Origin of the sequence: Mycobacterium sp. 852002-53434_SCH5985345 (genome assembly GCF_001667155.1) — a bacterium.
GTDB lineage: Bacteria > Actinomycetota > Actinomycetes > Mycobacteriales > Mycobacteriaceae > Mycobacterium.
This window is the reverse complement of the sequence record NZ_LZIE01000039.1, coordinates 1-24,712: the sequence shown is the minus strand read 5'-3', so window position 1 is coordinate 24,712 and position 24,712 is coordinate 1. Positions and strand designations below refer to the sequence as shown.

Below are 24,712 nucleotides of genomic sequence, written 5' to 3'. Positions count from 1 at the left end.
AGCGTAGCGATGAGGAGGAGCGGCGCACATGAGTAAGGTGCCGTTCCTGTCGCGGGCGGCGTTCGCGCGGCTCACCACTCCGACCGCCAGGGCGTGTCTGCGGCTGGGTTTGACCCCCGACGCGGTCACCATCCTGGGCACAGCCGGATCTGTGGCGGGTGCGCTCACGCTCTTCCCGATGGGCAAGCTGTTCGTCGGTGGCTGCGTGGTCTGGTTTTTCGTGCTGTTCGACATGCTCGATGGGGCGATGGCCCGGGAGCGCGGGGGCGGCACCCGCTTCGGCGCCGTGCTGGACGCCACGTGCGACCGGGTCAGCGACGGCGCGGTGTTCTGCGGACTGCTCTGGTGGATCGCCTTCGGCCTGCACGACAAGCTGCTGACGGTGGCGACGTTGATCTGCCTCGTCACGTCGCAGGTCATCTCTTACATCAAGGCGCGGGCCGAAGCCAGCGGACTGCGCGGCGACGGTGGCATCATCGAGCGGCCGGAAAGGTTGATCATCGTGCTGGTAGGTGCGGGCGTGTCCGACTTCCCCTTCGTCGCCTGGCCACCCGCCTTGGCGGTGGCGATGTGGCTGCTGGCGGCGGCCAGCGTGGTCACCTGCGTACAGCGGTTGCGCACCGTGTGGACCTCGCCGGGCGCGACGGAGCGTATGCCGTGATCCCGGGCATGGGTTTGATCGCCACCCCCCGCCGCCTGGCATCCGGCACCGCGAGCGACTGGGGGTACGCCGCCGGCTGGATGGCCGTGCGCGCGATGCCGGAATTCGCCGCGCGCACCGCTTTCGGGGCGGGCGCCCGCTATGCGGCCCGCGGCGGCGGCCCGGACCAACTGCGCAAGAACCTGGCCCGCGTCATCGGCGTGCCGCCCGCCGAGGTGCCCGACGCGCTGATGCGGGCCTCGCTGGCCTCCTACGCCCGCTACTGGCGTGAGGCGTTTCGCCTGCCGGGGATGGATCTTCGCGCGGTCGCCCGCCAACTCGACGAGACATTCAAGGGGGCAGACAACCTGGACGCGGCGCTGGCGAAGGGCCGCGGGGCGGTCTGCGCGTTGCCGCACAGCGGCAACTGGGACATGGCCGGGGTGTGGCTGGCGCAGACGCGCGGCACCTTCACTACCGTCGCCGAGCGGCTCAAACCCGAATCGCTGTATCGGCGTTTCATCGACTACCGGGAAAGCCTCGGCTTCGAGGTGCTGCCGCTGTCCGGCGGCGACCGGCCGCCCTTCGAGGTGCTGTGTGACCGGCTGCGCGACAACCGGGTGGTCTGCCTGATGGCCGAACGTGACCTCACCCGCTCCGGCGTCGAGGTCGAGTTCTTCGGTGAACCCACCCGGATGCCGGCCGGGCCGGCGAAGCTGGCGATCGAGACCGGGGCGGCGCTGCTGCCCTCGCATTGCTGGTTCGCCGACGACGGTTCGCGGGTCTGGATCCAGCCGCCGCTGGACTGCAGCAGCGGCGACGTGCAGGCCATCACCCAGGCGCTGGCCGACCGGTTCGCCGAGAACATCGCCGCCCACCCCGAGGACTGGCACATGCTGCAACCCCAGTGGCTGGCCGACCTGTCGGACGCCAAACGGGCGCGGCTTAGGGAGACCTGATGCGGATCGGGATGGTCTGCCCATACTCGTTCGACGTTCCGGGCGGGGTGCAGTCGCACGTCCTGCAGCTGGCCGAGGTGATGCGCAGGCGCGGCCACGACGTCAGCGTCCTCGCTCCGGCTTCGCCGCACGCGGCCCTGCCCGACTACGTCGTCTCCGCCGGCAAGGCCGTCCCCATTCCCTACAACGGCTCGGTGGCCCGGCTGCGGTTCGGCCCGGCGACGCACCGCAAGGTCAAAAAGTGGCTTGCCGAAGGCGATTTCGACGTCCTTCACCTGCACGAGCCGAACGCGCCGAGCCTGTCGATGCTGGCCCTCAACATCGCCGCGGGGCCGATCGTTGCGACGTTTCACACCTCAACCACCAAGTCGCTGACGCTGACGGTGTTTCAGGGCATCCTGCGCCCGATGCACGAGAAGATCGTCGGCCGGATCGCCGTATCCGACCTGGCCCGCCGCTGGCAGATGGAGGCGCTCGGCACCGACGCGGTCGAGATCCCCAACGGGGTAGACGTCGACTCGTTCGCCTCGGCGCCGCCGCTGGACGGCTACCCGCGGCCGGGCAAGACGGTACTGTTCCTGGGCCGCTACGACGAGCCGCGCAAGGGCATGTCGGTCCTGCTCGACGCCCTGCCCGGGGTGGTCCAGCGCTTGCCGGATGTGCAGCTGCTCATCGTCGGCCGCGGCGACGAGGACGAATTGCGCGGCCAGGCAGGCGAATTGGTGAAGCATATTCGCTTTCTGGGTCAGGTCGACGACGCCGGGAAGGCCTCGGCGATGCGCAGCGCCGACGTGTACTGCGCGCCGCACCTCGGCGGCGAGAGCTTCGGCATCGTCCTCGTCGAGGCGATGGCCGCCGGCACCGCGGTGGTCGCCAGCGACCTCGACGCCTTCCGGCGCGTGTTGTGTGACGGCGAAGTCGGGTGCCTGGTGCCAGTCGGCGACGGCGTAGCGCTCGCGGATGCCCTTGTCTCGGTGCTAGAAAACGATGTGCTGCGCGAACGCTACGTGGCGGCCGGTTCGGCCGCGGTCCAGCGCTACGACTGGTCGGTGGTGGCCAGCCAGATCACACGCGTATACGAGACGGTCGCCGCGGCCGGCGCCAAGGTCAAGGTGGCGAGCTGATGACGTGGCTGATCGTTCCCATCGCGATACTGGTGGGGCTCCTGGCGATATTGGGTGCCTGGGCGTATCAGACGGCCAACCGGCTGGACCGGCTGCACGTCCGCTACGACCTGTCGTGGCAGGCGCTCGACGGTGCGCTGGCGCGGCGCGCGGTCGTCGCGCGTGCGGTCGCCATCGACGCCTACGGCGGTGCCTCCGAGGGCAGGCGGCTGGCCGCGCTGGCCGACGCCGCCGAGGCCGCGCCGCGGCAGGCGCGTGAGTCGTGCGAGAACGAGCTTTCGGCCGCGCTGGCGATCGTCGATCCGGCGTCGCTGCCGGCCGGGCTGATCGCCGAGCTGGCCGACGCGGAGGCCAGGGTGGTGCTGGCCCGCCGCTTCCACAACGACGCCGTGCGGGACACCCTGGCACTGCGCGAACGATTCCTGGTGCGGACGCTCCGTCTCGGCGGAACCGCCGCGCTGCCCAGCTATTTCGAGATCGTCGAGCGGCCGCACGCGCTGGCCCACGGAGACCACGGGGTGCTCAGCCACCGCACGTCCGCGCGCGTGGTGCTGCTCGACGAGACCGGCGCGGTGCTGCTGCTGCGCGGTTCGGATCCGGCGATCGCCCGCGATCACGCGCCGAGGTGGTGGATCACCGTGGGCGGCGAGGTGCGCAAGGGGGAGCGGCTGGCCGAGGCGGCCGCCCGGGAGTTGGCCGAAGAGACCGGGTTACGAGTGGCGCCGGCGGAGATGATCGGCCCCGTGTGGCGGCGTGACGAGGTGTTCGAGTTCAACGGCGCCTTGATCGACAGCGAAGAGTTCTACTTCGTACACCGCACCCACCGCTTCGAGCCGTCCGCTGCGGACCGAACGGACTTGGAACGCAGCTACATCCACGGCCACCGCTGGTGTGATTCCGCTGAGATCGCCCGACTGGGCGCGGCCGGTGAGACGGTGTACCCGATGCAGCTGTCCGAACTGCTCACCGACGCGGCCGCGCTGGCCGGCGGCCGCGCGCCGGGCCCGCTGCAATCGATCCGCTGACGCGGTCAGAACCCGCTCGGTAGACCGTTGGAGACCAACGGCGGCAATCCCGCAAACAGCGGGTTCCCAATTCCGGACGCGACGCCTGGGCCGAGATACCCCGCAATGCTCACCGGACCCGGGAAGAGCCCGGGCGCATAGCCCAGGTCGACGATCGGCTTGAGGAACGGTTGCAGCAAGTCTGCCAACGGATTTCCGATGATGGGCAGGAACATGCGCAGCGGATCGAGCAGCGGCAATTGTGTGGTGGGCATGAAATAGAAGGTCAGGTTGCCGATCTGCTCGTGCAGGGCGCTGGCGACTTGTGCCGCGGAGAGGAAGGGGACCGTGTGGTGCAGATCCAGGAACCCGAAAAGGGCGTTGAGGTCCGACGGGAGCCACAAGGGATGCAGCGGGAAGTCGGCAATCGCGTCGTATTGCAGCGTGAAAATGGAGGTCGCGTAGGACGTCGTCAGCGGGGTGGCGAAGTGAAACGCACCGAAGCCCGGAATGAAGTGCGTCAAGATGCCGCCCATCGGATTGTTCGGGTCGGCGAGCAATACGAAGTTCAGCAGGTCCTGACTCGGCCGTAGGGCGGCCGGCAGAGCCTGAAGGTAGCGCATTTCCATGCTGGCAATGGTCGCGCTCTGCGAATAACCGACGACGACAACGTGATTGCCGGCGGCGGTCTGAGTCAGGATTGCACTGTTCAGCGTTGCCACACCCTGGTAGACCGACTTGCCGAAGGTTTCGCTGCCGAGCCCGGTGATCGGCCAAAACTGTTCAGGCGTACGCAAACTCACCAGGGTGTACCCGGAGTAATTCTGGGCGAGATACGCCTGTTCGATGGACGTCATGTACCTGAGGTCCGGCGACGGGTTGCCGGTGCCGCCCATGATCAGCGCGATCTTGTCCGACCCCGTCGACGACTGCATGGCGGCCGCGTTCGTGGCCTCTGATTCGGCGTACGCGGTCTTTGCCGTGATCAGGGTCTCCACGAACTGGTTGTGAAACAGTTCCGCCTGCGCGCTGAGCGCCTGGTACTGCTGGGCATGCGTGTCCAGCATCGCCGCCACGCGCACCGACACCGAATCCGTAGCCGGCGGTAGCACTCCCGTCGTGGGGCGGCCACGGCCGCGTTCGTCGCCTCCATGGACGAGCCGATCGCTTGCAGCTCGTCGGCGGCCGCCGCCATGGCGTCGGGGTCGGTGATCACGAACGACATCGCCGCTCCTGACTAACTCGGCACCGCGCGCGGTGTCAGGCCTTCGCGCGTTCCGGCGATCGAATGCGTGGCCGTGGCCGTCCCCCGCCCGGGGATGCCCGTGGAGGGCAGGTGCGGCGTGGTGGGCAGGCTCGCCGAAATGGGGCTGACCGGGGCACTGGGTGCCACCGTGGCCGCGGGAGTCGGGGCCGCCGCCGGCGCCGCGCCGGCCCAGCTCGCCGGGACGGACAGCGCCCCAATCGAACCGGCCCGGCCCGTACTGGCCGAGACCACGCGCCCGGCGAGCTGCGCGGTCATGGGGCCGCCGGTGCCGGGGCTGACCGTCGACGCCACGACCGGATCCATCGCGGGGACGCTGCCCGCGCCGCTCAGCAACGGATTGGTGCCGGACATCAGCTGGCCCACCATCATGTTCATGGGCTCCATCGCGAACTGGGCGGGCGTCGAGAGCATCTGCAGCTGCGACATCGGGTTCATCAGCTGCTGGGTCAGCGTCTGGGTCAGGGCCTGAAAAAGCTGCTCCCCGAACGAGGTGAAGGTCGGGGTGGGCAGGCTCGTCAGGGTGAGGGGTGGGTTGCTGAACGGGGTCCACGTCGCCTCGGCCGCCCGGGTACTGGCGTCGTAGGCGGTCATCGCCGTCACGTCCTGGGCCCACATCTCGGCGTACTGGGCTTCGGTCGCCGCGATAGCCGCGGTGTTCTGGCCCAGGAGGTTGGTCGCGATGAGCGATGCCAGCAGCGCCCGGTTGGCCGCAACCACCTCCGGGGCACCGTCGCGGTGAACGCCGCCTCGAACGCGGCTGCCGACAACCGGGTTTGGTTGGCCACCGACTCTGCCTGCGCCGACGTCGCGGTCATCCACTGCACGTACGGTGCGGCGGCCGTCGCCATCGTCATCGACGCGGGACCCTGCCATGCCCCACCCGTCAGGGTCGACACCGTCGACTGGAAGGAACTTGCCGCGGAGCCCAACTGGGCGGCCAACGCGTCCCACGCCGCCGCCGCTGCCCACATCGAACCCGAGCGCGGTCCCGCATACATCCGCGCGGAGTTGATCTCCGGCGGCAAGAGCACGAAATCCGGCAACATCCTGACCCCTCCTCAGCCAGGTCGGCGGCCGCCATCCCCGGTGCGAGGCGGCCCGCTATTCGTCGTGTTCGAATCCGCGATGTGAGCAAACTAACCATGAAGTGTGTAGCAAGGGGTCGATTTACGGGCCTAGGGCCAATCGGCCCCTTTTGTGGGTCCACAGTGGGAAAACTCGTCTCCCGCCCCCACTAGACTGGGGTGACAACGGTTGAAGGAGATCAGCAGTGGATACCGCCGCGTCACCCAACGGCAGCGGAACCGGCACCGCGCGCGTCAAGCGCGGCATGGCCGAGATGCTCAAGGGCGGCGTCATCATGGACGTCGTCACCCCGGAGCAGGCCCGCATCGCGGAGGGCGCCGGCGCCGTCGCGGTGATGGCGCTGGAGCGGGTGCCCGCCGACATCCGCGCCCAGGGCGGCGTGTCGCGGATGAGCGACCCCGACATGATCGAGGGCATCATCGCTGCGGTGACGATCCCGGTGATGGCCAAGGCGCGCATCGGGCACTTCGTCGAGGCCCAGATCCTGCAGAGCCTCGGCGTCGACTACGTCGACGAGTCCGAGGTGCTGACCCCCGCGGACTACACCCACCACATCGACAAGTGGAAGTTCACCGTGCCGTTCGTGTGCGGGGCCACCAATCTGGGCGAGGCCCTGCGCCGCATCAGCGAGGGCGCGGCGATGATCCGGTCCAAGGGCGAGGCCGGTACCGGCGACGTCTCCAACGCGACCACGCACATGCGGGCGATCGGTGGCGAGATCAGGCGGCTGATGTCGATGTCGGACGACGAATTGTTCGTCGCCGCAAAGGAATTGCGGGCGCCCTACGACCTGGTCGTCGAGGTGGCCCGGGCCGGCAAGCTGCCGGTCACCCTGTTCACCGCGGGCGGCATCGCCACGCCGGCCGACGCGGCGATGATGATGCAGCTCGGAGCCGAGGGCGTGTTCGTCGGCTCGGGGATCTTCAAGTCGGGGGATCCCGCGCAGCGCGCCGCCGCCATCGTCAAGGCCACCACGTTCTACGACGACCCGGACGTGTTGGCCAAGGTGTCGCGCGGGCTGGGCGAGGCCATGGTGGGGATCAACGTCGAGCAGATCGCGCAGCCCCACCGGCTTGCCGAACGCGGCTGGTAAAAACAGTCCGTGGCGATCGAAGAGATCCTTGATCTCGAGCAACTCGAGGTCAACATCTACCGCGGTCGGGTGTTCAGCCCGGAGTCGGGATATTTCCAGCGCACGTTCGGTGGCCACGTGGCCGGGCAGTCACTGGTGTCGGCGGTGCGCACGGTCGACCCGCGCTACCAGGTGCACTCGCTGCACGGTTACTTCCTGCGACCCGGGGACGCCAACGAGCCCACGGTCTTCATCGTCGAGCGCACCCGCGACGGCGGCTCGTTTGCCACCCGGCGCGTCAATGCCATTCAGCACGGCGAAATCATCTTCAGCATGGGGGCGTCCTTCCAGACCGACCAGGAGGGCATCCACCACCAGGACGTCATGCCGGCGGCGCCGCCGCCAGACGGGCTGCCCGGTCTGGACTCGATCAAGGTGTTCGACGACGCCGGCTTCAAGCAGTTCGAGGAGTGGGACGTCTGCATCGTGCCGCGCGAGCGCTTGCAGCTGTCGCCCGGCAAGGCATCCCAGCAGCAGGTGTGGTTTCGCCACCGCGACCCGCTGCCGGACGACCCGGTGCTGCACATCTGCGCGCTGGCCTACATGAGCGACCTCACGCTCCTGGGGTCGGCGCAGGTCAACCACCTCGATGTCCGCCAGCATCTGCAGGTCGCGTCGCTGGATCACGCGATGTGGTTCATGCGGGCGTTCCGGGCCGACGAGTGGCTGCTCTACGACCAGTCCTCGCCGTCGGCCAGCGGCGGTCGCTCGCTGTGCCAGGGCAAGATCTTCACCCAGTCCGGCGAGATGGTGGCGGCGGTCATGCAGGAGGGGCTGACCCGCTTCCAGCGCGGATTCCAGCCGTGAGCCGTCCCCTGATCGGGGTGCTGGCGCTGCAGGGCGATACCCGCGAGCACCTGGCGGCGCTGCGCGAAGCCGGGGCCGAGTCGATGCCGGTGCGGCGCCGCGCGGAGCTGGAGAAGGTCGACGGTCTGGTGATTCCCGGTGGCGAATCCACCACCATGAGCCACCTGCTGCTCGACCTCGACCTGTTGGAGCCGCTACGCGGGCTGCTGGCCGACGGGCTGCCGGCCTATGGCGCGTGCGCCGGGATGATCCTGCTGGCCAGCGAAATCCTCGACGCCGGCGCGGGCGGCCGGGAGGCGCTGCCGCTGCGTGCGATCGATATGACCGTGCGACGCAACGCCTTTGGGCGGCAGGTCGACTCGTTCGAGGGCGACATACCGTTCGCCGGTTTGGACGGTCCGGTGCGCGCGGTGTTCATCCGCGCCCCCTGGGTGGAGCGCGCCGGCGCCGACGTGCAGGCGCTGGCCGAAGCGTCCGGGCACACGGTCGCGGTGCGGCAAGGCGCGAAGCTGGCGACGGCGTTTCACCCCGAGATGACCGGCGACCGGCGCGTCCACCAGCTCTTCGTGGACATTGTCAACGGCAACGCCTGACGCACCGGTCACATCCGCACCAGTTTTCGGGTGGTGCTGCGATCCCGGAAATTGATAGCGCGCGCGATATCAATTTCGGGAAGGCGCATATCCCTGGGTCCTTGTGACTGCTGAGGCGGCTGGGCCGCTAGGGGAGCGGCCGGGCGATCGCCGCCACCCGCCCACGTAGACTCGTCTGGCGAAACTTCGAAGACAGAAGAGGTAAGAGACACCAATGAGCGGCCATTCCAAGTGGGCCACCACCAAGCATCAGAAGGCCGTCAAAGACGCGCGCCGCGGCAAGGAGTTCGCCCGGCTCATCAAGAACATCGAGGTCGCCGCGCGGACCGGCGGTGGGGACCCGGCGGGCAATCCGACGCTCTACGACGCCATCCAGAAGGCGAAGAAGACCTCGGTGCCCAACGACAACATCGAGCGTGCCCGCAAGCGCGGCGCCGGCGAGGAAGCCGGCGGCGCCGACTACCAGACGATCATGTACGAGGGCTACGGGCCCAACGGCGTGGCGGTGCTGATCGAATGCCTGACCGACAACCGCAACCGCGCCGCCGGCGAGGTCCGGGTGGCGGTGACCCGCAACGGCGGCACCATGGCCGATCCGGGCTCGGTCTCGTATCTGTTCACCCGCAAGGGGGTCGTCACGCTGGAGAAGAACGGGCTCACTGAAGACGACGTGCTGACGGCGGTTCTCGACGCCGGCGCCGAGGACGTCAACGACCTCGGTGAGAGCTTCGAGATCATCTCGGAGCCAACCGATCTGGTCGCGGTGCGCACCGCGTTGCAGGACGCCGGTATCGACTACGAGTCCGCCGAGGCCAGCTTCCAGCCTTCGGTCAGCGTGCCGGTGGACGTCGACGGCGCCCGGAAGGTGTTCAAGCTCGTCGACGCCCTCGAGGACAGCGACGATGTGCAGAACGTCTGGACCAACGTCGATCTGTCGGACGAGGTGCTGGCCGCTCTCGACGACGAGTAACCGCCTCTAGTCGTAGCCGTGCCGCATGTCCTCGACGATGCGTGGATTGTCCAGCGTCGAGGGCTCGAGCGGGCGGGGGCGGGTGTCGTCGGGGAACACCGTGGCGGCGTCGAGGACGTGCTGGTTCAGGAAACGCAGCGGGGGTGCGTTGGGCGGCACGGTGGGCGTGGGTGCGCCGCCCCCGCGGCGGGCCAGCGCGAAACCCCAGTCACCGAACGTCGGCACATAGACGTGGTAGGGCGTCACCGCGTAGCCGGCCGCGCGGATGGACGAGGCGGTGCGCCAGAATGCGGTCTGCGTCGAGAACGGACTGCCCGCCTGCACGACCATCAGGCCATCTTCGGCGAGCGCGTGCCCGACGAGGCCGTAGAACTCGGTCGAATACAGCCGCCCCAGGACCGGGGTGTCGGGGTCGGGCAGGTCGACGATGACCGCGTCGAAGCCCCCGGGCGGGACGACGTCCGGGTGCGGCGAGCGCAACCAGCGCATCGCGTCGTCGATGACCACCTTGACCCGCGGGCTGTCCAGCGAGCCGCCGTTGGCCCGGCGCATCGTGGTGCGCGCCAACTGAATCACCGCGGCGTCGAGCTCCACCTGCACGATCTTCGTGATGCCCGGCTGACGCAGTAACTCGCGGGCCACCAGCCCGTCGCCGCCACCGAGGACGAGGACCGATCGCGCGCTCGCCCCGAGCGCGGGGTAGACCAGGCTTTCGGTGTAGCGGTACTCGTCCCGGGTGGAGAATTGCAGGCCCCCGTCGAGGTAAAGGCGCATGTCGTTACCGCGCTGGGTGACCACGATCTCCTGGTAGGCCGAGTGTTGATAGGCGATGATCGGGTCGGCGTAGAGGCGCTGCCTGCTCGTGGTTTCGATGTCGGCCGACCGCGCCAGCAGTGTGACCAGGAGGGCGAGCGCTGCGGCGAGCGCGCACAGCGCCGTCGCCAGTTGGCGGGCCGAAACCGCCCGGCGCAGCACGAAGATCGCCACGACGGCCGCCGCCAGGAGATTGACGATGCCGGTGGCCGCCGCGCCGCGGATCATGCCCAGGTGGGGCAAGAGCAGGAACGGCCACACCAGCCCGCCCAGCAGCGCGCCGAGGTAGTCGGCGGCGTTGAGGTTGGCCAGCGTCCGGCCGGTGTCGGGCGCCTCGCCACTGCGACCGCGCTGCAGCATCGTCATCAGCAGCGGCACCTCGGCGCCGACCAGCCCACCGATCAGGGCGGTGCCCACCGCCAGCATCCACATCGATTCGTCGTCGATGAAGGCGAACACCGTGTACAGGGCCGCCGCGGACAACCCGCCGACGATGCTCAGCAGCACCTCCACCGCGATGAACGCGATCGCCGCGTGCGCCAGCAGCGGCTTGACCACCAGGGCCCCCACCCCGAGCGCGGCGATGTAGCCCGCGACGATCAGTGACGTGGCGACGATGCCGCCGCCGTTGAGGCTCGCCGCCAGGGTGAGCAGCGCGAGTTCGTAGACGATGCCGGACGCCGCACATGCCGCAACGGCGGCCAGCAGCACGGCGCGCCAGCGCACCGAGGGCTCCGCGGGCCGGCTCACCTCTGGCACCGGCAGATCAACGGAGGTCATGACACCGCAGCGGCCGTGACCCCTCCCACGGCGAGCAATATCAGCGCCACCGCGAACGATCCCGGATGCAGCTCCGGCTCGTCGATGTGCTCGTGGAAACTTCCCGGTATCAGCAGGTGCATCGTGAGCAGCGCTATGCCCAGCAGGATCACGCCCATCAGCCCGTACACCGCCACACCGACGAGCCCCTGACCCAGCTGGCTATAGCTGTTCGCGATGGCGGTGATGATGACCACGGTCAGGGCGATGTACATCGCGCCCGCGACCATGACGGCGTTGGGGCGGCGGTCGATGAACACCAGCCGGCGCAGATTGCCCGGGGTCAACACGTCGACCGCGTAGAACCCGATAAGCAGCACTGCCATGCCGACCAGGAAGTACAGGATGGTTGCGACTGCGCCCTTCAGGACGGGATTGAGATCGACGGTGCCGATCTCGACGGCGAGGTACATGGTTTTCTCCTTTGTGGTGGTGAGCCGTCACTTGGTTCCGCCGGGGCCGCCGGGCGTACCCCCGGCGCCGCCCGAGGGTGAGCCGGGGCTGAATCCGGGGCCCAGGAAGATGAAAGCGCCGTGGCTGTATCCGGCGTTCAGGCCTTCCAGGCGGATGCTGCACGGGCGATTGCCGTCGGGGCCGACGATCACGATGTTGCTGCTGTAGCGCAGGTACTCGCTGTCGCCGTTGGCGGCCCGCGCCTCGGGGGCCTGATACTCGGCGAGCGCGTCGGCCACGTCGTCGGGAGGCCCGCTGCATTCGTAGCGCTTCCCGTTCGCGTCGTGGGAGTACTCGTGATAGTGGCTCGCGATGTAGGAAGCAATGTTCTTCTGCGACAGAATGATTCCGGGCACCAGGCAGGCGACGGCCGCGACGGCCAGCGCACCGGCGATCACGAACAGGCGATTGCGGCTCACGGGTGCCACCGGCTCACCGTGTGCACCACGTCGCCGCCCGAGCCAAAAGGGCTGCGCGGGTAGAGGTGCCAGGTCTGCCAATACCAGCCGGCGCCGTCGGGTTCGGCGGCCAGCGCGGTCAGCGCGGCGTCGTCGCCGGGGAAAGTGCCACCGAGCCAGCCCTTTTCCCGCGCGCACCGGTCACGAAGGTCGCGCGCCATCCGGCGGAAGGCCGCCTCGTCGTAGGAGTCGGTGCGGGATTGCAGGGAGTAGCCGGGCGCGGCCGTGTGCTCCGGCAGGTCGACGCCGAGGCCGCGTGCCGTGCAGGAGACCTCCTCGGAGAACCGGCCCGCGCCGTGCTCGACGGTGACGACGTGCGATGCGCCCAGGACCCCCAGCCGCAGGGCGCCGCCGCCGGGGTGGTGCAGAAGGCAGGTCGCCAGCGGCGGCGGTGCGGGCGCGTTGAGCGCGAGGCCGAGCTTTTGGCCGGAGACGTCCGAAGGGGCCACGACGAGTTGATGAAGGGGCACCGACGCGCCCTAGGGGGAGGAGGGCGGGGGTGCCGGATACACGGTCAGCTCGCCCGTGAGCACGGGCTTGCCGGTCGAAACCTCCCACGGCATGCCCGGCGCCCAGCGCTCGAACGAGAGCAGCGCGGACTCGTCGGAGTTGGCGCAGTCGACGAACTCCATCTCGCCGCCCGCCGGCAGGCCCGTGGTGCCCTCGGTCGTGAACGAGGCGCGACCGCGTTCGGACTCGTGAAACGTCACCCCGTCGACGACGTAAGAGTCACCCGGCTGCAGTTGGATGTCCTTGCGGCTGACCCACATCGCCAGCTCGAGGCGCCCGTCGTCCTCTTCGACGCTGAACCAGATCGGCTGGTCGCCGCCCTCCAGCAGATGCTCCCACCACACGAACGGGCCCTCGCGATACGTCACCGATCCGCGGACCACGTAGTCGACGCCGCCGTAGCTGACGATCGCGCCGGGGCCGAGTTGGCGGGGGCCGAATTCCGGCATCGCGTTGAACGAGAGGGGATCCTGGCGTCCGCGCGGCGGGGCCGGTTGCTTGGGGCGCCGCAAAGCGATGACCAACACCACGATTGACGCGATGAACAGCACGATCGCGATAATGACCAGCAGTGATCCCACGCAAACCCTTCCGTTGCCACATTGCTTGAGCGAACGTGGGGTAAAAGCTAACAGCTTTTGCGTGGGTTCGGCGCTGTAACGTCCCGAGCCGGGAATCGGCGGCGCCGCCGCGTGTCGTCCGCGGAGCCGTCGCCCCCGGCCGCTAGGGTATCGAACAGCTGTTCTACAGGTGGGAGCGGGCAATGCGCGTGATGGGCGTCGACCCCGGACTGACCCGATGCGGACTTTCGGTGGTGGAAAGTGGGAGCGGGCGTAGCGTGGTCGCGCTCGACGTCGACGTGGTTCGGACCCCGTCTGATGCGCCGCTGGCCCACAGGCTGCTGGCCATCAGCGATGCCGTCGAGCACTGGCTGGCCACCCATCAGCCGGATGTGGTGGCCATCGAGCGGGTGTTCTCCCAGCTGAACGTCTCGACGGTGATGGGCACCGCGCAGGCCGGCGGGGTCGTCGCGCTGGCGGCCGCCAAGCGCGGCATCGACGTGCACTTTCACACCCCGAGCGAGGTGAAGGCCGCGGTGACGGGCAACGGCGCCGCCGACAAGGCTCAGGTCACCGCGATGGTCACCAAAATCCTTGCGCTGCAAGCCAAACCGACCCCGGCCGACGCCGCCGACGCGCTGGCGCTGGCGATCTGTCACTGCTGGCGGGCGCCGATGATGGCCCGGATGGCCGCGGCCGAGGCGCTGGCCGAGCAGCAGCGGCACAAGTATCTGGCCAAGCTCAAGGCCGCGCGATGATCGCGTCGGTGCGCGGCGAGGTGCTCGAGGTGGCGCTCGACCATGCGGTGATCGAGGCCGCCGGCGTCGGCTACCGGGTGAACGCGACACCGTCGACGTTGGCGACCCTGCGCACCGGGACCGAGGCCCGGCTGATCACCGCGATGGTGGTCCGCGAGGACTCGATGACGCTGTACGGGTTTCCAGACTCCGACACCCGCGACCTCTTCCTCACGCTGCTGACGGTGTCGGGCGTGGGGCCACGGTTGGCCATGGCGACGCTGGCGGTTCACGACGCCGCGGCGCTGCGGCAGGTACTGCACGACAGCGACGTCACCGCGCTGACCCGGGTGCCTGGGATCGGCAAACGCGGCGCCGAGCGGATGGTGCTCGAGCTGCGGGACAAGGTCGGCGCCGTCACCGCGGGCGCACCGGGCGGCGCATCAGTGGTCAACGGGCACGCGGTCCGGGGCCCGGTGGTGGAGGCCCTGGTCGGTCTGGGCTTCGCCGTCAAGCAGGCCGAGGAGGCCACCGACAAGGTGCTGGCCACCGAGCAGGACGCGACGACGTCCGGCGCCCTGCGGGCCGCCCTGTCGCTGCTGGGTAAGTCGCGATGACCCGCGCCGGCGACGATGCAGAGCGAAGCGATGAGGTGGGGGCACCACCCGCTTGCGGGGGAGAGCGGCGCAAATGACCGACGACTACGCCGACCGCGAGCTCTCCCCGGCGCTTTCCGTCGGGGAGGGTGACATCGACGTCAGCCTGCGGCCGCGTTCGCTGCAAGAGTTCATCGGCCAGCCGCGGGTGCGCGAACAGCTCCAACTGGTGATCGAGGGGGCCAAGAACCGCGGCGGCACGCCTGATCACATCCTGCTGTCGGGTCCGCCCGGGCTCGGCAAGACGTCGCTGGCCATGATCATCGCGGCCGAACTCGGGACGTCGTTGCGGGTGACGTCGGGCCCCGCGCTGGAACGCGCCGGCGACCTCGCCGCCATGCTGTCCAATCTGGTCGAGCACGACGTGCTGTTCATCGACGAGATCCACCGCATCGCCCGGCCGGCGGAGGAAATGTTGTACCTGGCCATGGAGGACTTCCGGGTCGACGTGGTGGTGGGTAAGGGTCCCGGGGCGACGTCGATCCCCCTGGAGGTGGCGCCCTTCACCCTGGTCGGCGCGACCACCCGGTCCGGCGCGCTGACCGGACCGCTGCGCGACCGGTTCGGTTTCACCGCGCACATGGACTTTTACGAGCCCGCCGAGCTGGAGCGGGTGCTGGCCCGCTCCGCCGGCATTCTGGGTATCGGGCTGGGCGCCGAGGCGGCCCAGGAGATCGCCCGGCGCTCGCGCGGCACGCCGCGCATCGCCAACCGGCTGCTGCGCCGGGTCCGGGACTTCGCCGAGGTCCGCGCCGACGGGGTGATCACCCGTGACGTGGCCAAGTCCGCGCTGGCGGTCTACGACGTCGACGAACTCGGCCTGGACCGGTTGGACCGGGCGGTGCTCTCGGCGCTGACCCGCAGTTTCGGCGGCGGGCCGGTCGGGGTTTCGACGCTGGCGGTGGCGGTCGGCGAGGAGGCGACCACCGTCGAGGAGGTCTGCGAGCCGTTCCTGGTTCGCGCCGGAATGGTGGCCCGCACCCCCCGGGGCCGGGTGGCCACCGCTCAGGCGTGGACTCACCTGGGCATGAGCCCACCGGCGGGCGCGGCCGGTTTGGGCCAACCCGGTCTGTTCGACTAGGGGCGTAGGCGGGCGAAGCGGACCGCCACCGTCGGCGGCCCGGCCGATTGCGGCCAAATCGTGACCTTTCCGCCGAGCCGGTGCGCGCACGCGCGCCGGCGGGATCCGGCCTGCTCAGAGGGCCGCCACCGGCGCGGCGGGCATCTGGGTGAAGGTTCGCAGCAAACCACATGCGCGGCCCGCAGCAGGTTATACGTGGGCGCCGTCGGGTAACCAAGCTCACAACAGCAATACCTGTTGAAGGAGATTCTGATGAGGACCACGCGCTACGACTATGAACGCCCTCGCGCGCTGTACATGCCGCGCACCCGCGGCGCGCTGACCGGCCTGCTCCTGATTCTGTTGGGCGCCTGGGGCGCATTGGTGCCGTTCTTCGGGCCCAACATCGATTGGGCGTACATGTCCGACCCGGCCTGGACGTGGACGACGACCAAGGGCTGGCTCGAGGTGCTTCCCGGGGCCGCTACCGCACTGGGCGGCCTGCTCGTGCTGTTGTCCGGTAACCGGGCCAGCGCCGTGTTCGGCGGCTGGCTGGCGGTCGCCGGCGGCGCGTGGTTCGTGGTGGGCCGCGCGTTCGCGTCGACGCTGGGCATCGGGGGCCTCGGTCAACCGGTGGCGTCCACGGACCTGAAGCGAGCCCTGCTCGAGATCACCTACTTCACCGGTCTGGGCGCCTTGATCGTGTTCCTGGGCGGGGCGGCCGTCGCGCGCCTGGCCGTTCGGCACGCACGCGATGTCGTGGTGAGGGAACCGGCGCCGGTGGCGGGCGACGCCGTACCGGCGGGTGAGCCCGGCATGTACGACGAGACTCGCGGCGTGACGGCGGCTCGGGCGGACGCAACGGCAGCCGAGCCGGAGCCGCGCGGGCGTGGCCTGTTCGGCCGGCGCGCGGGCGGCGGCCTGTTCCACCGCCACCACCACGCCGGCGTGTAGGCGGTAACCGCCAACTCGGGAGGCGCCGGTAGCCGATTGGCTACCGGCGCCCTTTCGCGTCACGGCACTCCGCCACCCGCAGGTCGGTAGAGTCACCGGCGCCGGGGACATGCGGGCCTCGACGAGCGAGGAGGAGCGATGATCGCCGCCGGGTTGGTATTCGCCGCATTGGCGGCGTTATTGCACGTGTACATCTTCGTGATGGAATCGTTGACCTGGACCTCGCCGCGCACCCGTGCCACGTTCAGCACCACGGCCGAGGAAGCCGAGACCACCAAGCTGCTGGCCTTCAACCAGGGCTTCTACAACTTGTTCCTGGCGGTGGTCAGCGGCCTGGGCATTGCCGCGATCATGTTGCGGCACAACGCAGTTGGCGCGGCGCTGATTTTCGCCGGCGTCGGTTCGATGGCGGCGGCCGCCGTGGTGCTGCTCTTGTCCGCGCCGGAGAAGGCGCGCGCCGCGGTGACGCAGGGTGCCTTCCCGGTGATCGCGATCGTGCTGCTGCTGCTCGGACTTCAGCAGTAACAGCAGCCTCACCAGCCCCAATCGTCACCGGGAGCGGTGGTGTTCACGTGCCCGATGGGTTACGACTGGAAACCGCCGGGTACCCATCTCCGGCCGGAAATAGGCCCGGTATTCAACGAGGGGAAATCATGAAATACGCAGAAGACGGCCAAACCCGCGGGCTGAGCATGCCGCGTTCGCGTGGCGCGGTCAGCGGATTGCTCCTGGTCATCTTGGGAGCTTGGGGGGCGTTAATACCGTTTGTCGGACCGCGCTTCAATTTCGCCTACTCACCCGACCGGGAGTGGGCGTGGAGTTCGGCTCGTGGGTGGCTCGAGGTCCTGCCGGGAGCCGCGACCGTGCTGGGCGGTCTGTTGTTGATCATCGCCGGAAATCGGGTGGCGGCCATGCTGGGCGGATGGCTGGCGGTGCTGTCCGGCGCCTGGTTCATCGTCGGTGGTCAGCTCGCGCCGCTGCTGGGAATCGGCTCCGCCGGTGACCCCGTCGCCGCCACCGAGCGCAAGCGTGCGGTGCTCGAAGTCAGCTATTTCTCCGGACTGGGTGCGCTGATCGTCTTCGTCGGCGGTGTGGTGCTCGCCCGCACGGCCGTGCGGCTGGCGCGGGACGTCCAGCCCGTAGCGCCGGCGACAGCCGTGTCGGCGCCTGGCGTCGAGCCTTACCGCGACTCGGCGTACGAGCCCGCCGAGGTGTCCTCGGGCGCGTTGACCAAGCCGCGTACGGCTGCCGACCCGGAGCCGAAGCGGGGGTGGCGTCGCCATCGCCCGGCGTCGGGCGCCAACGCCGCGTACCTGCGCTGGCCACACCCACAGCAGTAACCGGTTCAGCTAGAAACAGCGATCGCCCAGTCCGTCACGGACTGGGCGATCGCTGTCTTGTGCTTACAGCAGTCCGAGCAGCTGCAGGTCCGTGATGTACTTGACGATGATCGGCGCCGAGACATGTGGAATGTCTTTGTCGGGGCCGATTTTCGCCTCCTGCACCGCGGCGCGGAAGCGGTCGGTCGGGGCCATCGATCCGTTGATCGGCTGCTCGGGCCGCTGGTAGTTGTGCAGCAGTGGTAGCAGCGAATACTGGCGTTGCCGCTCGGGCAGGCCCCGCATCGTCTGATCGAACCGCCGCAGCCATTCGCCGTAGTCGGCGATCCGCTGGATCCCATAGCCGGCGTCGATCAGCCAGTCGACGTACTCGTCGAGGCCGATGCCGTCGTCGTACGGGTTCATCACGTGGTACGTCTGGAAGCCGTCCCCGGTGTCCAGCACCTGCATCCCCAGCGTCGAGATCGCCGCGGCGATGAACTCGACCGGCAGGCCGTCGTAGTGCGAACGCTGACGGTTGCCCTCGGCGTCCAGCTCGTAGAACGAACCGGGTGCGACACCGGTGGCGACCAGGCTCAGCATCAGCCGGGTGAACATGTCCGGCAGGTTGAGCTGGCCGGCGTAGGTGGTGTCGGCCAGGATCATGTCGCACCGGAAGACCGCGACGGGCAGGCCACACAGGTCGTGTGCCTCGCGCAGCAGCACCTCGCCGGCCCACTTGCTGTTGCCGTAGCCGTTGGCGTAGTTGTCGTTGATCGCCCGGGTTGCGCTGATCTGCCGGACGTCGGCATCCTCGACGAACTCGCCCGGCTTGATCTGGTCACCGACGCCGATCGTCGACACGTAGGTGTACGGCTTCAGCTTGGTGGTGAGCGCGATCCGGATCAGTTCGGCGGTGCCGAGCGCGTTGGGGCCGAACAGCTCGCTGTAGGGCAGGACGTGGTTGACCAGAGCGGCCGGGTCGACGATCAGGTCGACGGTGTCGGCCAGCCGCTGCCAGGTCTGCTGCTCCAGACCGAGGTTGGCCTCGCCCTTGTCACCGGCGATCACTTCGAGGTGGTCGGCGGCCAGCTCCTGATAGTGCGCCACCAACGCTGGGTCGCTGTGCGCGGAGCCCACGCCGAAGGTCTTGTCCAGCCGGGCGCGCGCCTCGTCGTCGGATTTGGCGCGCACCAAGGCGATGACCTTGCCGTCGACCATGTCCATCCGCTCGAGCCACTCCAGGGCCAGGTAGCGGCCCAGGAAGCCGGTCGCGCCGGTCAGCAACACCGTCCGCACCTCGGTGGTGGGCTTGGGCAGGCTGGGCGCGGCGGCCAGCGTCTCGGCCTCGAGGAACTTGTCCAGGGTGAGGTCGCCGGCGTGCACCGTGGTCGCTTGATCTTTGGGGCGACCGTGCACCGCGGCGAAGGTGGGCCGCTTGGTGCCCTGGCGCTCGCCCTCGATGTAGTTGGCGATGGCCTGCAGGTCGCTGGCCGGGCTGACGATGACGCCCACCGGGACGTCGATGTCGAAGATCTCGCGCAGCAGGTTGCCGAACGTCAACGCCGACAACGAGTCTCCGCCCAGATCGGTGAAGTGCGCGTCGGGGGTCAGCTCGGTGCTCGCCGTGCCCAGCATCGCGGCCGCTGCCCGGCTCACCGTCTGCAGCACCGGCGCGCTCGCGCCGTTGCGGCGCAATTCGGCGAGCTCGTTGGCCTGCCCCTCGGCGAGCTCGGCGTAGAGCTGCTCGAGCCGCTCGCCGTAGTGCTGCTTCAGCTTCGGCCACGCCAGCTTGCGGATCCCGGTCAGCAGACCGTTCTCCAGGCTGAACGGTGTGGTCTCGATGATGAAGTCGCGGGGCACCTCGTAGGACTGCAGGCCCACCTGACGGGCGACGTTCTGGAGCGAGTCGGCGATCTTCGGCTTGAGCGTCTCGAGGTCGCCCGAGGCCAGCGCCTCCTCGGTGGGCACCACGACGGCCAGCAGGTAGGGCTGGGCGCTGTTGCCGTAGACGTAGATCTGGCGCACCAGCGGGCTGTTGCCGAACTCGGCCTCCAGCTTGGCCAGGGTGACGAACTCGCCCTGCGCCAGCTTGAGCACGTTGTTGCGGCGGTCGACGTACACCAGCTTGTCGGGCGCGATCTCGGCGAACACGTCGCCGGTCCGGTAGTAGCCGTCCTCGTCGAACACGTTGGCGGTGGTCTCGGCCCGCTTGTAGTAGCCCGGGAACATGTTCTCGGTGCGCAGCAACAGCTCACCGCGCGGGTGCGGCCGGTCGGTGCTGAAGTAGCCCAGGTCCGGCACGTCGACGAGCTTGTAATCGATCACCGGCGGACGCTGGATCTCGCCGTCGAACAGCACCATCCCGGCCTCGGTCGAGCCGTAGCCGTCCATCAGGTGCATCTCGAGCAGGGACTCGACCCAGGCGCGCAGCTCCGGCGAGGTCGGGGCCGAGCCCGTCATCGCGAAGATGAACCGCCCGCCCAGCAGATACTGGCGCTGCTCGGCCAGCACCTGAGCCGCCACAGCCTCGCGGTCGCCGCCCTCGGACAGCCGCCGCTCCACCTGGCGCTGGAATTCGCCGAACAGGGTCTCCCAGATGCGCGGCACGAAGTTCAGCTCGGTCGGCCGCACCAGCTCGAGGTCCTCCAGCAGCGTGGAGAGGTCGCTCTTGGCGGCGAAGTAGGCGGTGCCGCCGTTGCCCAGCGTGCCGTACAGGATGCCGCGGCCCATGACGTGGCTCATCGGCATGAAGTTGAGGGTGATCGACGCGGCGCTTTCGCCGAACCAGTTCCTGCTGCCCCGGCGCCAGATCTTGGCGACGTTGCTCTGCGGGTACATCGCGCCCTTGGGTGCGCCGGTGCTGCCGGAGGTGTAGATCAGCAGGGCCAGCGGGTCGGATTCCTCGCTGGCGGGGATGACCGTTTCCGGCAGCGCCTTGCCGCGCCCGAGCACCTCGGCCAGGGTCTCCACCAGCACGTCGGCCTCTGCCAACCGCGTGCGCGCGGTTTCCACGGCCTCGCGCTCGTCGTCGACCTCGGGGTGGTAGTCGAACGCGACCAGCTTGGCGGGCCGGTGGCCGCTCAGAATCAACTCCACGGCCTCGGGCAGCTGATTCACGCTCGCCGCTATCACGGTGGGCTCGGTCTCGGTCACGATCGGCTGCAGCGACGTAAGCGACGCGCTGGTCTGCAGCGGCACCGACACCGCGCTGATGACGGCCAGCGCCATGTCGATGGTGGCGTAGTCGACGCTGTTGAAGCCCAACACACAGACCCGGTCACCGACGTGTACCTCGTCGTTGGCCCAGGCGCGGCCGAGCGCTTCGACGCGGTCGGCCAGCTGGCCGTACGTGATGGTTTCGTAGCGGGGGATCAGCTCCAGCCTGGTGCGTCCGGTCGCCGCGTCCTCGACATACTCCACCGCGCGGTGCGCGAGGGCCGGCCGGTCCGCATACCCCTTGAGCACGGTGCGGATGACGTGCGGGAGTGGCATCCCGGGCTTCTCGACGGCGGCCTCGACGGCCGGGTCGGGACGCGCGGCGGCGAACTGCGGGTCGTTGGCGGTCAGGTCCTCGATGCGGCGCTCGAGCCGCTCGTCGCGATTGATGGTCGACATAAACAAATTCCCTTGCAATGAAAGATAGTGAGTCGTTTTCGCGCCGATGCGCTGACGTTTAGAACGTTAGCTAAAGTAACGGTATTCCACCATGGGCGCGCCGCCGCGGTCGTTGTGAGATTGCCCACGCGAGCCGATGAGTCCCCGGGTCTTACCGGTCTTACAGGTCGCCCAGGAGCCGGCCGAGGATGTCGAGCCCCTCGTTGAGCAGCTCGTCGCTGATCGGCAGCGGCGGCAGCAGCCGGATGATGTTGCCGAACATGCCGCAGGTCAACACGACGACCCCGGCGGCGTGGGCCGCGGTGGACAATTTCTGAGTCAGCTCCGCGTCGGGTTCCGAGGTCCCTGACTTCACCAACTCGATGGCGATCATGGCGCCGCGGCCACGCACATCGCCGATCCGGTCATCGCCGGCCTGCAGACGCAACAACGGTTCGGTGATCAGCCGTTCCAATTGCTGAGCGCGCTCGATCAACCCGTCACTTTCGATCGTGGTGATGGTGGCCAGTGCTGCCGCGCAAGCGATCGGGTTACCGCCGAAGGTGCCGCCCAAACCGCCGACGTGCGATGCGTCCATGATCGGCGCGCGGCCGGTGACCGCCGACAGCGGCAGCCCGTCGGCAATGCCCTTGGCGGTGCAGATCAGGTCGGGTTCTATGCCCTCGTGCTCGCAGGCGAACATCGCGCCGGTGCGCGCGAAGCCGGTCTGCACCTCGTCGGCGATGAACACCACGTCGTTGCTGCGGCACCAGTCGAGCAGGGCGGGCAGGAACCCTTCGGCGGGCACGATGAATCCGCCCTCGCCCGCGATCGGTTCGATGATCACGGCGGCGAGGCTGTCGGCACCGACCTGACTCTCGATCACGTCGATCGCCCGCGCGGCGGCCTTCTCCCCGTCGGTGGCCAGCTCCTTATCGGTCAGGCCGTCCCGGTAGGGGTAGGACATCGGGGCGCGGTAGACCTCCGGCGCGAACGGGCCGAAGCCGCTCTTGTAGGGCTTGGACTTGGCGGTCAGCGCCATCGCCAGGTTGGTGCGGCCGTGATAGGCGTGGTTGAACGCCACGACAGCGGGCTTGCGCGTGTAGGTGCGTGCGACCTTGACGGCGTTCTCGACCGCCTCGGCGCCGGAGTTGAACAACACCGAACGCTTCTCGCCGGAGCCCGGCGTGATCCGGTTGAGCTCCTCGGCGACGGCGATGTACTGCTCGTACGGCGCGACCATGAAACAGGTGTGAGTGAACTCCGCGACCTGCGCGCGCACGGCCTCCACCACCCGGGGTGCGGAATTGCCGATGGTGGTCACCGCGATGCCCGACGCCAGGTCGATGAGCCGGTTGCCGTCGACGTCCTCGATGATGCCGCCGGAGGCGCGCGCGACGAACACCGGCAGCGAGACGTTGACCCCATGGGACACCGCCGCGGCGCGCCGTTTGGTCAGTTCCAGCGAAGCGGGACCGGGGATTTCGGTGACCAGCTGGCGAGTCTGCTCGAGGCCGGCCACGATCTTCTCCTCACCGCGGCGCGCCTGTCACGTCGCCACTAAAGCCTATCCGGCGCGGCGGCGTCGGGCCTCCCGCGCACCGCGGCGGTCGGGAGCGACCTGCGGCAATGGCACACTGGCCGGTACGAGGTGCGCGGCCCGCGGGTCGTTCCGGCACCCGGCGACAAGAAGTGCCTTAAATGCCACTACGAAAGACAGGCCCGTCATGGAGAGTTTGATCCTGTTCCTGCCCTTCCTGCTCATCATGGGTGGGTTCATGTACTTCGCGTCGCGCCGCCAGAAGCGCGCGATGCAGGCCACCATCGACCTGCACGAGTCACTGCAGCCGGGGGACCGCGTGCACACGACGTCCGGTCTGCAGGCGACGGTCGTCGCGTTCACGGAGGACACCGTGGATCTGGAGATCGCCCCCGGCGTGGTGACCACGTGGATGAAGCTGGCCATCCGCGACCGGATCCTGCCCGACGACGATGAAGACCTGGCCGACGGTGACGACGCCGACGACTTGGCAGAATCCGACGAGGGCCGGGTTATCAAGGATTCCTGACGGAAGATCGGTCCGCCGCGGCGGACCGCTTGCGCAACGGGCGCGTGCGCGGCACTAGGCTCTGTTGCGGGCTCTGTCCGGGGTAAGAACCGCTACTCGAGGAGATAGAAGGAACGTGGCATCGTCTTCGGCGCCGGTGCACCCTGCCCGCTACCTGTCGGTTTTCTTGTTGCTGCTCGTCGGCGTCTACCTGTTGGTCTTCCTGACCGGGGACAAGCGCGCCGCCCCCAAGCTCGGCATCGACCTGCAGGGCGGTACCCGCGTCACGTTGACCGCGCGCACCCCGGACGGGTCGCGCCCGAGCCGCGATGCGCTGGCACAGGCGCAGCAGATCATCAGTGCGCGCGTCAACGGGCTTGGCGTGTCCGGTTCCGAAGTGGTTGTCGACGGCGACAACCTGGTCATCACCGTGCCCGGCAATGACGGCAACGAGGCCCGCAACCTGGGCCAGACAGCCCGCCTCTACATCCGCCCGGTGCTGAACTCGATGCCCGCGCAGGCCGTCCAGCCCAAGCCCGCCCCGAAGGCACCGCCCCCGGGCCAGGCGCCGCCCCCGGGCCAGGCGCCGCCGCCGGGCCAGGCGCCCGCGTCGGGCCAGGTGCCGCCGCCGTCCGGCCAGCCAGCACCGGCTCAGCCCGCGCCGCCCGGCGGCCGACCGCCGGCTCAGCCGCGGCCCTATCCCCAGGACCCGCCGCCGCGGGGCGGAATTGCACGTCCACGACGTAACCGATGCCGCGCTGGTTCATGCCGGACGTGGCGTCCTGGATCTGGTCGCCGCTGATGATCGACGGCGCCAGCAGGTAGGCCACCTTGTGGTCGGTCGAGCACGTCACCAGCGGCAGGTTCGGATCGTCGTTGCCGGCCAGGATGTCCTCTTTGTCGCAGCGGGTCGCCTGGAACTGCAAAGCGAGGAACTGGACGCCCTGGCGGGTGCTCTGCCGCCACTTCTTCTCATCGGCGATGCGGTCGGCGAGCTCCTTGCGCGGATCGGGCGGCGCCGGCTGCTCGGCCGGGGGTACGTCGGCCGGTGGGGCGTTGCCCGCGGGCGCCGCCCGAGCCGCGCCAGGCGCCGCCGCCCGCATCGCCGATGAGAAGAAGTGGCGGCAGAGCACCCGCCAGGGCGTG

Annotated in this window: 24 protein-coding genes and 4 pseudogenes; 16 read left to right on the top strand and 12 right to left on the bottom strand. The window is 69.1% G+C overall.

Annotation, left to right across the window (positions count from 1 at the left end; all coding sequences use genetic code 11):
• Positions 1-28: 28 nt before the first annotated feature.
• The 4 genes from pgsA to A5756_RS07795 are packed head-to-tail and all read left to right on the top strand — an operon-like array spanning position 29 to position 3,748.
• Positions 29-661 carry a phosphatidylinositol phosphate synthase gene (gene pgsA / locus A5756_RS07810; RefSeq protein WP_066950047.1) on the top strand — a complete coding sequence of 211 codons (633 nt, stop codon included), beginning with the start codon at positions 29-31 and terminating at the stop codon, positions 659-661.
• A gap of 8 nt (positions 662-669) precedes the next feature.
• Positions 670-1,599 (top strand): phosphatidylinositol mannoside acyltransferase, encoded by a 930-nt coding sequence (locus A5756_RS07805; RefSeq protein WP_066950578.1) that lies wholly within the window; start codon positions 670-672, stop codon positions 1,597-1,599.
• A complete protein-coding gene (locus tag A5756_RS07800; protein WP_066950045.1) occupies positions 1,599-2,723 on the top strand; it encodes a glycosyltransferase family 4 protein in 1,125 nt (374 codons plus the stop codon). The genes A5756_RS07805 and A5756_RS07800 overlap by 1 nt, the downstream gene beginning before the upstream one ends.
• On the top strand, positions 2,723-3,748 hold the full coding sequence (locus tag A5756_RS07795; RefSeq protein ID WP_066950042.1) for an NUDIX hydrolase: 1,026 nt from the start codon (positions 2,723-2,725) through the stop codon (positions 3,746-3,748). Before A5756_RS07800 ends, A5756_RS07795 begins: the two co-directional genes overlap by 1 nt.
• Before the next feature lie 5 nt (positions 3,749-3,753).
• Here A5756_RS07795 and A5756_RS07790 read toward each other — a convergent pair whose 3' ends face one another.
• The 4 genes and pseudogenes from A5756_RS07790 to A5756_RS25335 all read right to left on the bottom strand — a co-directional run.
• Positions 3,754-4,584 carry a PE-PPE domain-containing protein gene (locus A5756_RS07790; protein WP_231989163.1) on the bottom strand — a complete coding sequence of 277 codons (831 nt, stop codon included), beginning with the start codon at positions 4,582-4,584 and terminating at the stop codon, positions 3,754-3,756.
• Positions 4,585-4,731: 147 nt separating this feature from the next.
• Positions 4,732-4,922, bottom strand: a pseudogene (locus A5756_RS25340) (PE family protein); the annotation flags it as partial.
• A 42-nt stretch (positions 4,923-4,964) separates the two neighbouring features.
• Complete coding sequence (locus A5756_RS26430; protein WP_232005333.1) at positions 4,965-5,249, bottom strand: hypothetical protein; 285 nt, start codon at positions 5,247-5,249, stop codon at positions 4,965-4,967.
• A gap of 363 nt (positions 5,250-5,612) precedes the next feature.
• A pseudogene (locus A5756_RS25335) lies at positions 5,613-5,965 on the bottom strand (PPE family protein); the annotation flags it as partial.
• Positions 5,966-6,324: 359 nt separating this feature from the next.
• On the opposite strand from A5756_RS25335, the gene pdxS reads away from it, so the two are divergent.
• The 4 genes from pdxS (at position 6,325) to A5756_RS07760 (ending at position 9,582) form a co-directional block, all read left to right on the top strand.
• Positions 6,325-7,173, top strand: coding sequence for a pyridoxal 5'-phosphate synthase lyase subunit PdxS (gene pdxS, locus A5756_RS07775; protein ID WP_231989162.1), 849 nt, complete (start codon positions 6,325-6,327; stop codon positions 7,171-7,173).
• A gap of 9 nt (positions 7,174-7,182) precedes the next feature.
• A complete protein-coding gene (gene tesB, locus A5756_RS07770; protein WP_066950025.1) occupies positions 7,183-8,019 on the top strand; it encodes an acyl-CoA thioesterase II in 837 nt (278 codons plus the stop codon).
• The gene (gene pdxT, locus A5756_RS07765) at positions 8,016-8,612 is read left to right on the top strand and encodes a pyridoxal 5'-phosphate synthase glutaminase subunit PdxT (protein WP_066950022.1); all 597 of its coding nucleotides are present in this window, start codon (positions 8,016-8,018) and stop codon (positions 8,610-8,612) included. Before tesB ends, pdxT begins: the two co-directional genes overlap by 4 nt.
• Before the next feature lie 214 nt (positions 8,613-8,826).
• Entirely contained in the window at positions 8,827-9,582 is a 756-nt protein-coding gene (locus A5756_RS07760) for a YebC/PmpR family DNA-binding transcriptional regulator (protein WP_066950019.1), read from the top strand.
• A gap of 6 nt (positions 9,583-9,588) precedes the next feature.
• Here the strand turns inward: A5756_RS07760 and A5756_RS07755 are convergent, their stop codons facing one another.
• From A5756_RS07755 to A5756_RS07735, 5 genes are read right to left on the bottom strand one after another with little or no spacing between them, the layout of a single operon-like run.
• Positions 9,589-11,175: a polyamine aminopropyltransferase gene (locus A5756_RS07755; protein ID WP_066950016.1), complete on the bottom strand. Its 1,587-nt coding sequence runs from the start codon at positions 11,173-11,175 to the stop codon at positions 9,589-9,591.
• Positions 11,172-11,627 carry a DUF350 domain-containing protein gene (locus A5756_RS07750; RefSeq protein ID WP_066950014.1) on the bottom strand — a complete coding sequence of 152 codons (456 nt, stop codon included), beginning with the start codon at positions 11,625-11,627 and terminating at the stop codon, positions 11,172-11,174. The genes A5756_RS07755 and A5756_RS07750 overlap by 4 nt, the downstream gene beginning before the upstream one ends.
• A 27-nt stretch (positions 11,628-11,654) precedes the next feature.
• The gene (locus A5756_RS07745) at positions 11,655-12,086 is read right to left on the bottom strand and encodes a DUF4247 domain-containing protein (protein WP_066950575.1); all 432 of its coding nucleotides are present in this window, start codon (positions 12,084-12,086) and stop codon (positions 11,655-11,657) included.
• A complete protein-coding gene (locus tag A5756_RS07740; RefSeq protein ID WP_066950010.1) occupies positions 12,083-12,595 on the bottom strand; it encodes a DUF2617 family protein in 513 nt (170 codons plus the stop codon). The genes A5756_RS07745 and A5756_RS07740 overlap by 4 nt, the downstream gene beginning before the upstream one ends.
• Positions 12,596-12,604: 9 nt before the next feature.
• The gene (locus A5756_RS07735; protein ID WP_066950007.1) at positions 12,605-13,216 is read right to left on the bottom strand and encodes a DUF4178 domain-containing protein; all 612 of its coding nucleotides are present in this window, start codon (positions 13,214-13,216) and stop codon (positions 12,605-12,607) included.
• 182 nt (positions 13,217-13,398) lie between these two features.
• Here A5756_RS07735 and ruvC point away from each other — a divergent pair, with 182 nt between their 5' ends.
• From ruvC to A5756_RS07705, 6 genes are all read left to right on the top strand, one after another.
• Complete coding sequence (ruvC, locus tag A5756_RS07730) at positions 13,399-13,953, top strand: crossover junction endodeoxyribonuclease RuvC (protein ID WP_066950004.1); 555 nt, start codon at positions 13,399-13,401, stop codon at positions 13,951-13,953.
• Positions 13,950-14,549 carry a Holliday junction branch migration protein RuvA gene (gene ruvA / locus A5756_RS07725; RefSeq protein ID WP_066950001.1) on the top strand — a complete coding sequence of 200 codons (600 nt, stop codon included), beginning with the start codon at positions 13,950-13,952 and terminating at the stop codon, positions 14,547-14,549. Before ruvC ends, ruvA begins: the two co-directional genes overlap by 4 nt.
• A 73-nt stretch (positions 14,550-14,622) precedes the next feature.
• Entirely contained in the window at positions 14,623-15,669 is a 1,047-nt protein-coding gene (ruvB, locus tag A5756_RS07720; RefSeq protein WP_066949997.1) for a Holliday junction branch migration DNA helicase RuvB, read from the top strand.
• 252 nt (positions 15,670-15,921) lie between these two features.
• Positions 15,922-16,602 carry a hypothetical protein gene (locus tag A5756_RS07715; protein ID WP_066949994.1) on the top strand — a complete coding sequence of 227 codons (681 nt, stop codon included), beginning with the start codon at positions 15,922-15,924 and terminating at the stop codon, positions 16,600-16,602.
• Between the two features lie 138 nt (positions 16,603-16,740).
• Entirely contained in the window at positions 16,741-17,127 is a 387-nt protein-coding gene (locus A5756_RS07710; RefSeq protein ID WP_066949991.1) for a DUF1304 domain-containing protein, read from the top strand.
• Positions 17,128-17,255: 128 nt separating this feature from the next.
• A complete protein-coding gene (locus A5756_RS07705; RefSeq protein WP_066949988.1) occupies positions 17,256-17,942 on the top strand; it encodes a hypothetical protein in 687 nt (228 codons plus the stop codon).
• Positions 17,943-18,005: 63 nt separating this feature from the next.
• On the opposite strand, the gene car is transcribed toward A5756_RS07705, so the two are convergent.
• Complete coding sequence (car, locus tag A5756_RS07700; RefSeq protein ID WP_066949985.1) at positions 18,006-21,539, bottom strand: carboxylic acid reductase; 3,534 nt, start codon at positions 21,537-21,539, stop codon at positions 18,006-18,008.
• Between the two features lie 160 nt (positions 21,540-21,699).
• On the bottom strand, positions 21,700-23,040 hold the full coding sequence (gene gabT / locus A5756_RS07695; RefSeq protein WP_066949982.1) for a 4-aminobutyrate--2-oxoglutarate transaminase: 1,341 nt from the start codon (positions 23,038-23,040) through the stop codon (positions 21,700-21,702).
• Between the two features lie 205 nt (positions 23,041-23,245).
• Here gabT and yajC point away from each other — a divergent pair, with 205 nt between their 5' ends.
• Together yajC and A5756_RS07685 are read left to right on the top strand one after the other, a co-directional pair.
• Complete coding sequence (gene yajC / locus A5756_RS07690) at positions 23,246-23,587, top strand: preprotein translocase subunit YajC (RefSeq protein ID WP_066949979.1); 342 nt, start codon at positions 23,246-23,248, stop codon at positions 23,585-23,587.
• A gap of 115 nt (positions 23,588-23,702) precedes the next feature.
• Positions 23,703-24,284: pseudogene (locus A5756_RS07685) on the top strand (protein translocase subunit SecD); the annotation flags it as partial.
• Here the strand turns inward: A5756_RS07685 and A5756_RS26425 are convergent.
• Positions 24,277-24,712 (bottom strand): annotated as a pseudogene (locus A5756_RS26425) (protein translocase subunit SecD); the annotation flags it as partial. The pseudogenes A5756_RS07685 and A5756_RS26425 sit on opposite strands and share 8 nt — an antisense overlap.

Coding starts and splice junctions, on each gene's coding strand:
- pgsA (WP_066950047.1), top strand. CDS start 29: ATGAGTAAGGTGCCGTTCCTGTCGCGGGCGGCGTTCGCGCGGCTCACC.
- A5756_RS07805 (WP_066950578.1), top strand. CDS start 670: ATGGGTTTGATCGCCACCCCCCGCCGCCTGGCATCCGGCACCGCGAGC.
- A5756_RS07800 (WP_066950045.1), top strand. CDS start 1,599: ATGCGGATCGGGATGGTCTGCCCATACTCGTTCGACGTTCCGGGCGGG.
- A5756_RS07795 (WP_066950042.1), top strand. CDS start 2,723: ATGACGTGGCTGATCGTTCCCATCGCGATACTGGTGGGGCTCCTGGCG.
- A5756_RS07790 (WP_231989163.1), bottom strand. CDS start 4,584: ATGACGTCCATCGAACAGGCGTATCTCGCCCAGAATTACTCCGGGTAC.
- A5756_RS26430 (WP_232005333.1), bottom strand. CDS start 5,249: ATGACCGCGCAGCTCGCCGGGCGCGTGGTCTCGGCCAGTACGGGCCGG.
- pdxS (WP_231989162.1), top strand. CDS start 6,325: ATGGCCGAGATGCTCAAGGGCGGCGTCATCATGGACGTCGTCACCCCG.
- A5756_RS07760 (WP_066950019.1), top strand. CDS start 8,827: ATGAGCGGCCATTCCAAGTGGGCCACCACCAAGCATCAGAAGGCCGTC.
- A5756_RS07755 (WP_066950016.1), bottom strand. CDS start 11,175: ATGACCTCCGTTGATCTGCCGGTGCCAGAGGTGAGCCGGCCCGCGGAG.
- A5756_RS07750 (WP_066950014.1), bottom strand. CDS start 11,627: ATGTACCTCGCCGTCGAGATCGGCACCGTCGATCTCAATCCCGTCCTG.
- ruvC (WP_066950004.1), top strand. CDS start 13,399: ATGCGCGTGATGGGCGTCGACCCCGGACTGACCCGATGCGGACTTTCG.
- ruvA (WP_066950001.1), top strand. CDS start 13,950: ATGATCGCGTCGGTGCGCGGCGAGGTGCTCGAGGTGGCGCTCGACCAT.
- ruvB (WP_066949997.1), top strand. CDS start 14,623: ATGACCGACGACTACGCCGACCGCGAGCTCTCCCCGGCGCTTTCCGTC.
- A5756_RS07715 (WP_066949994.1), top strand. CDS start 15,922: ATGAGGACCACGCGCTACGACTATGAACGCCCTCGCGCGCTGTACATG.
- A5756_RS07710 (WP_066949991.1), top strand. CDS start 16,741: ATGATCGCCGCCGGGTTGGTATTCGCCGCATTGGCGGCGTTATTGCAC.
- A5756_RS07705 (WP_066949988.1), top strand. CDS start 17,256: ATGAAATACGCAGAAGACGGCCAAACCCGCGGGCTGAGCATGCCGCGT.
- car (WP_066949985.1), bottom strand. CDS start 21,539: ATGTCGACCATCAATCGCGACGAGCGGCTCGAGCGCCGCATCGAGGAC.
- yajC (WP_066949979.1), top strand. CDS start 23,246: ATGGAGAGTTTGATCCTGTTCCTGCCCTTCCTGCTCATCATGGGTGGG.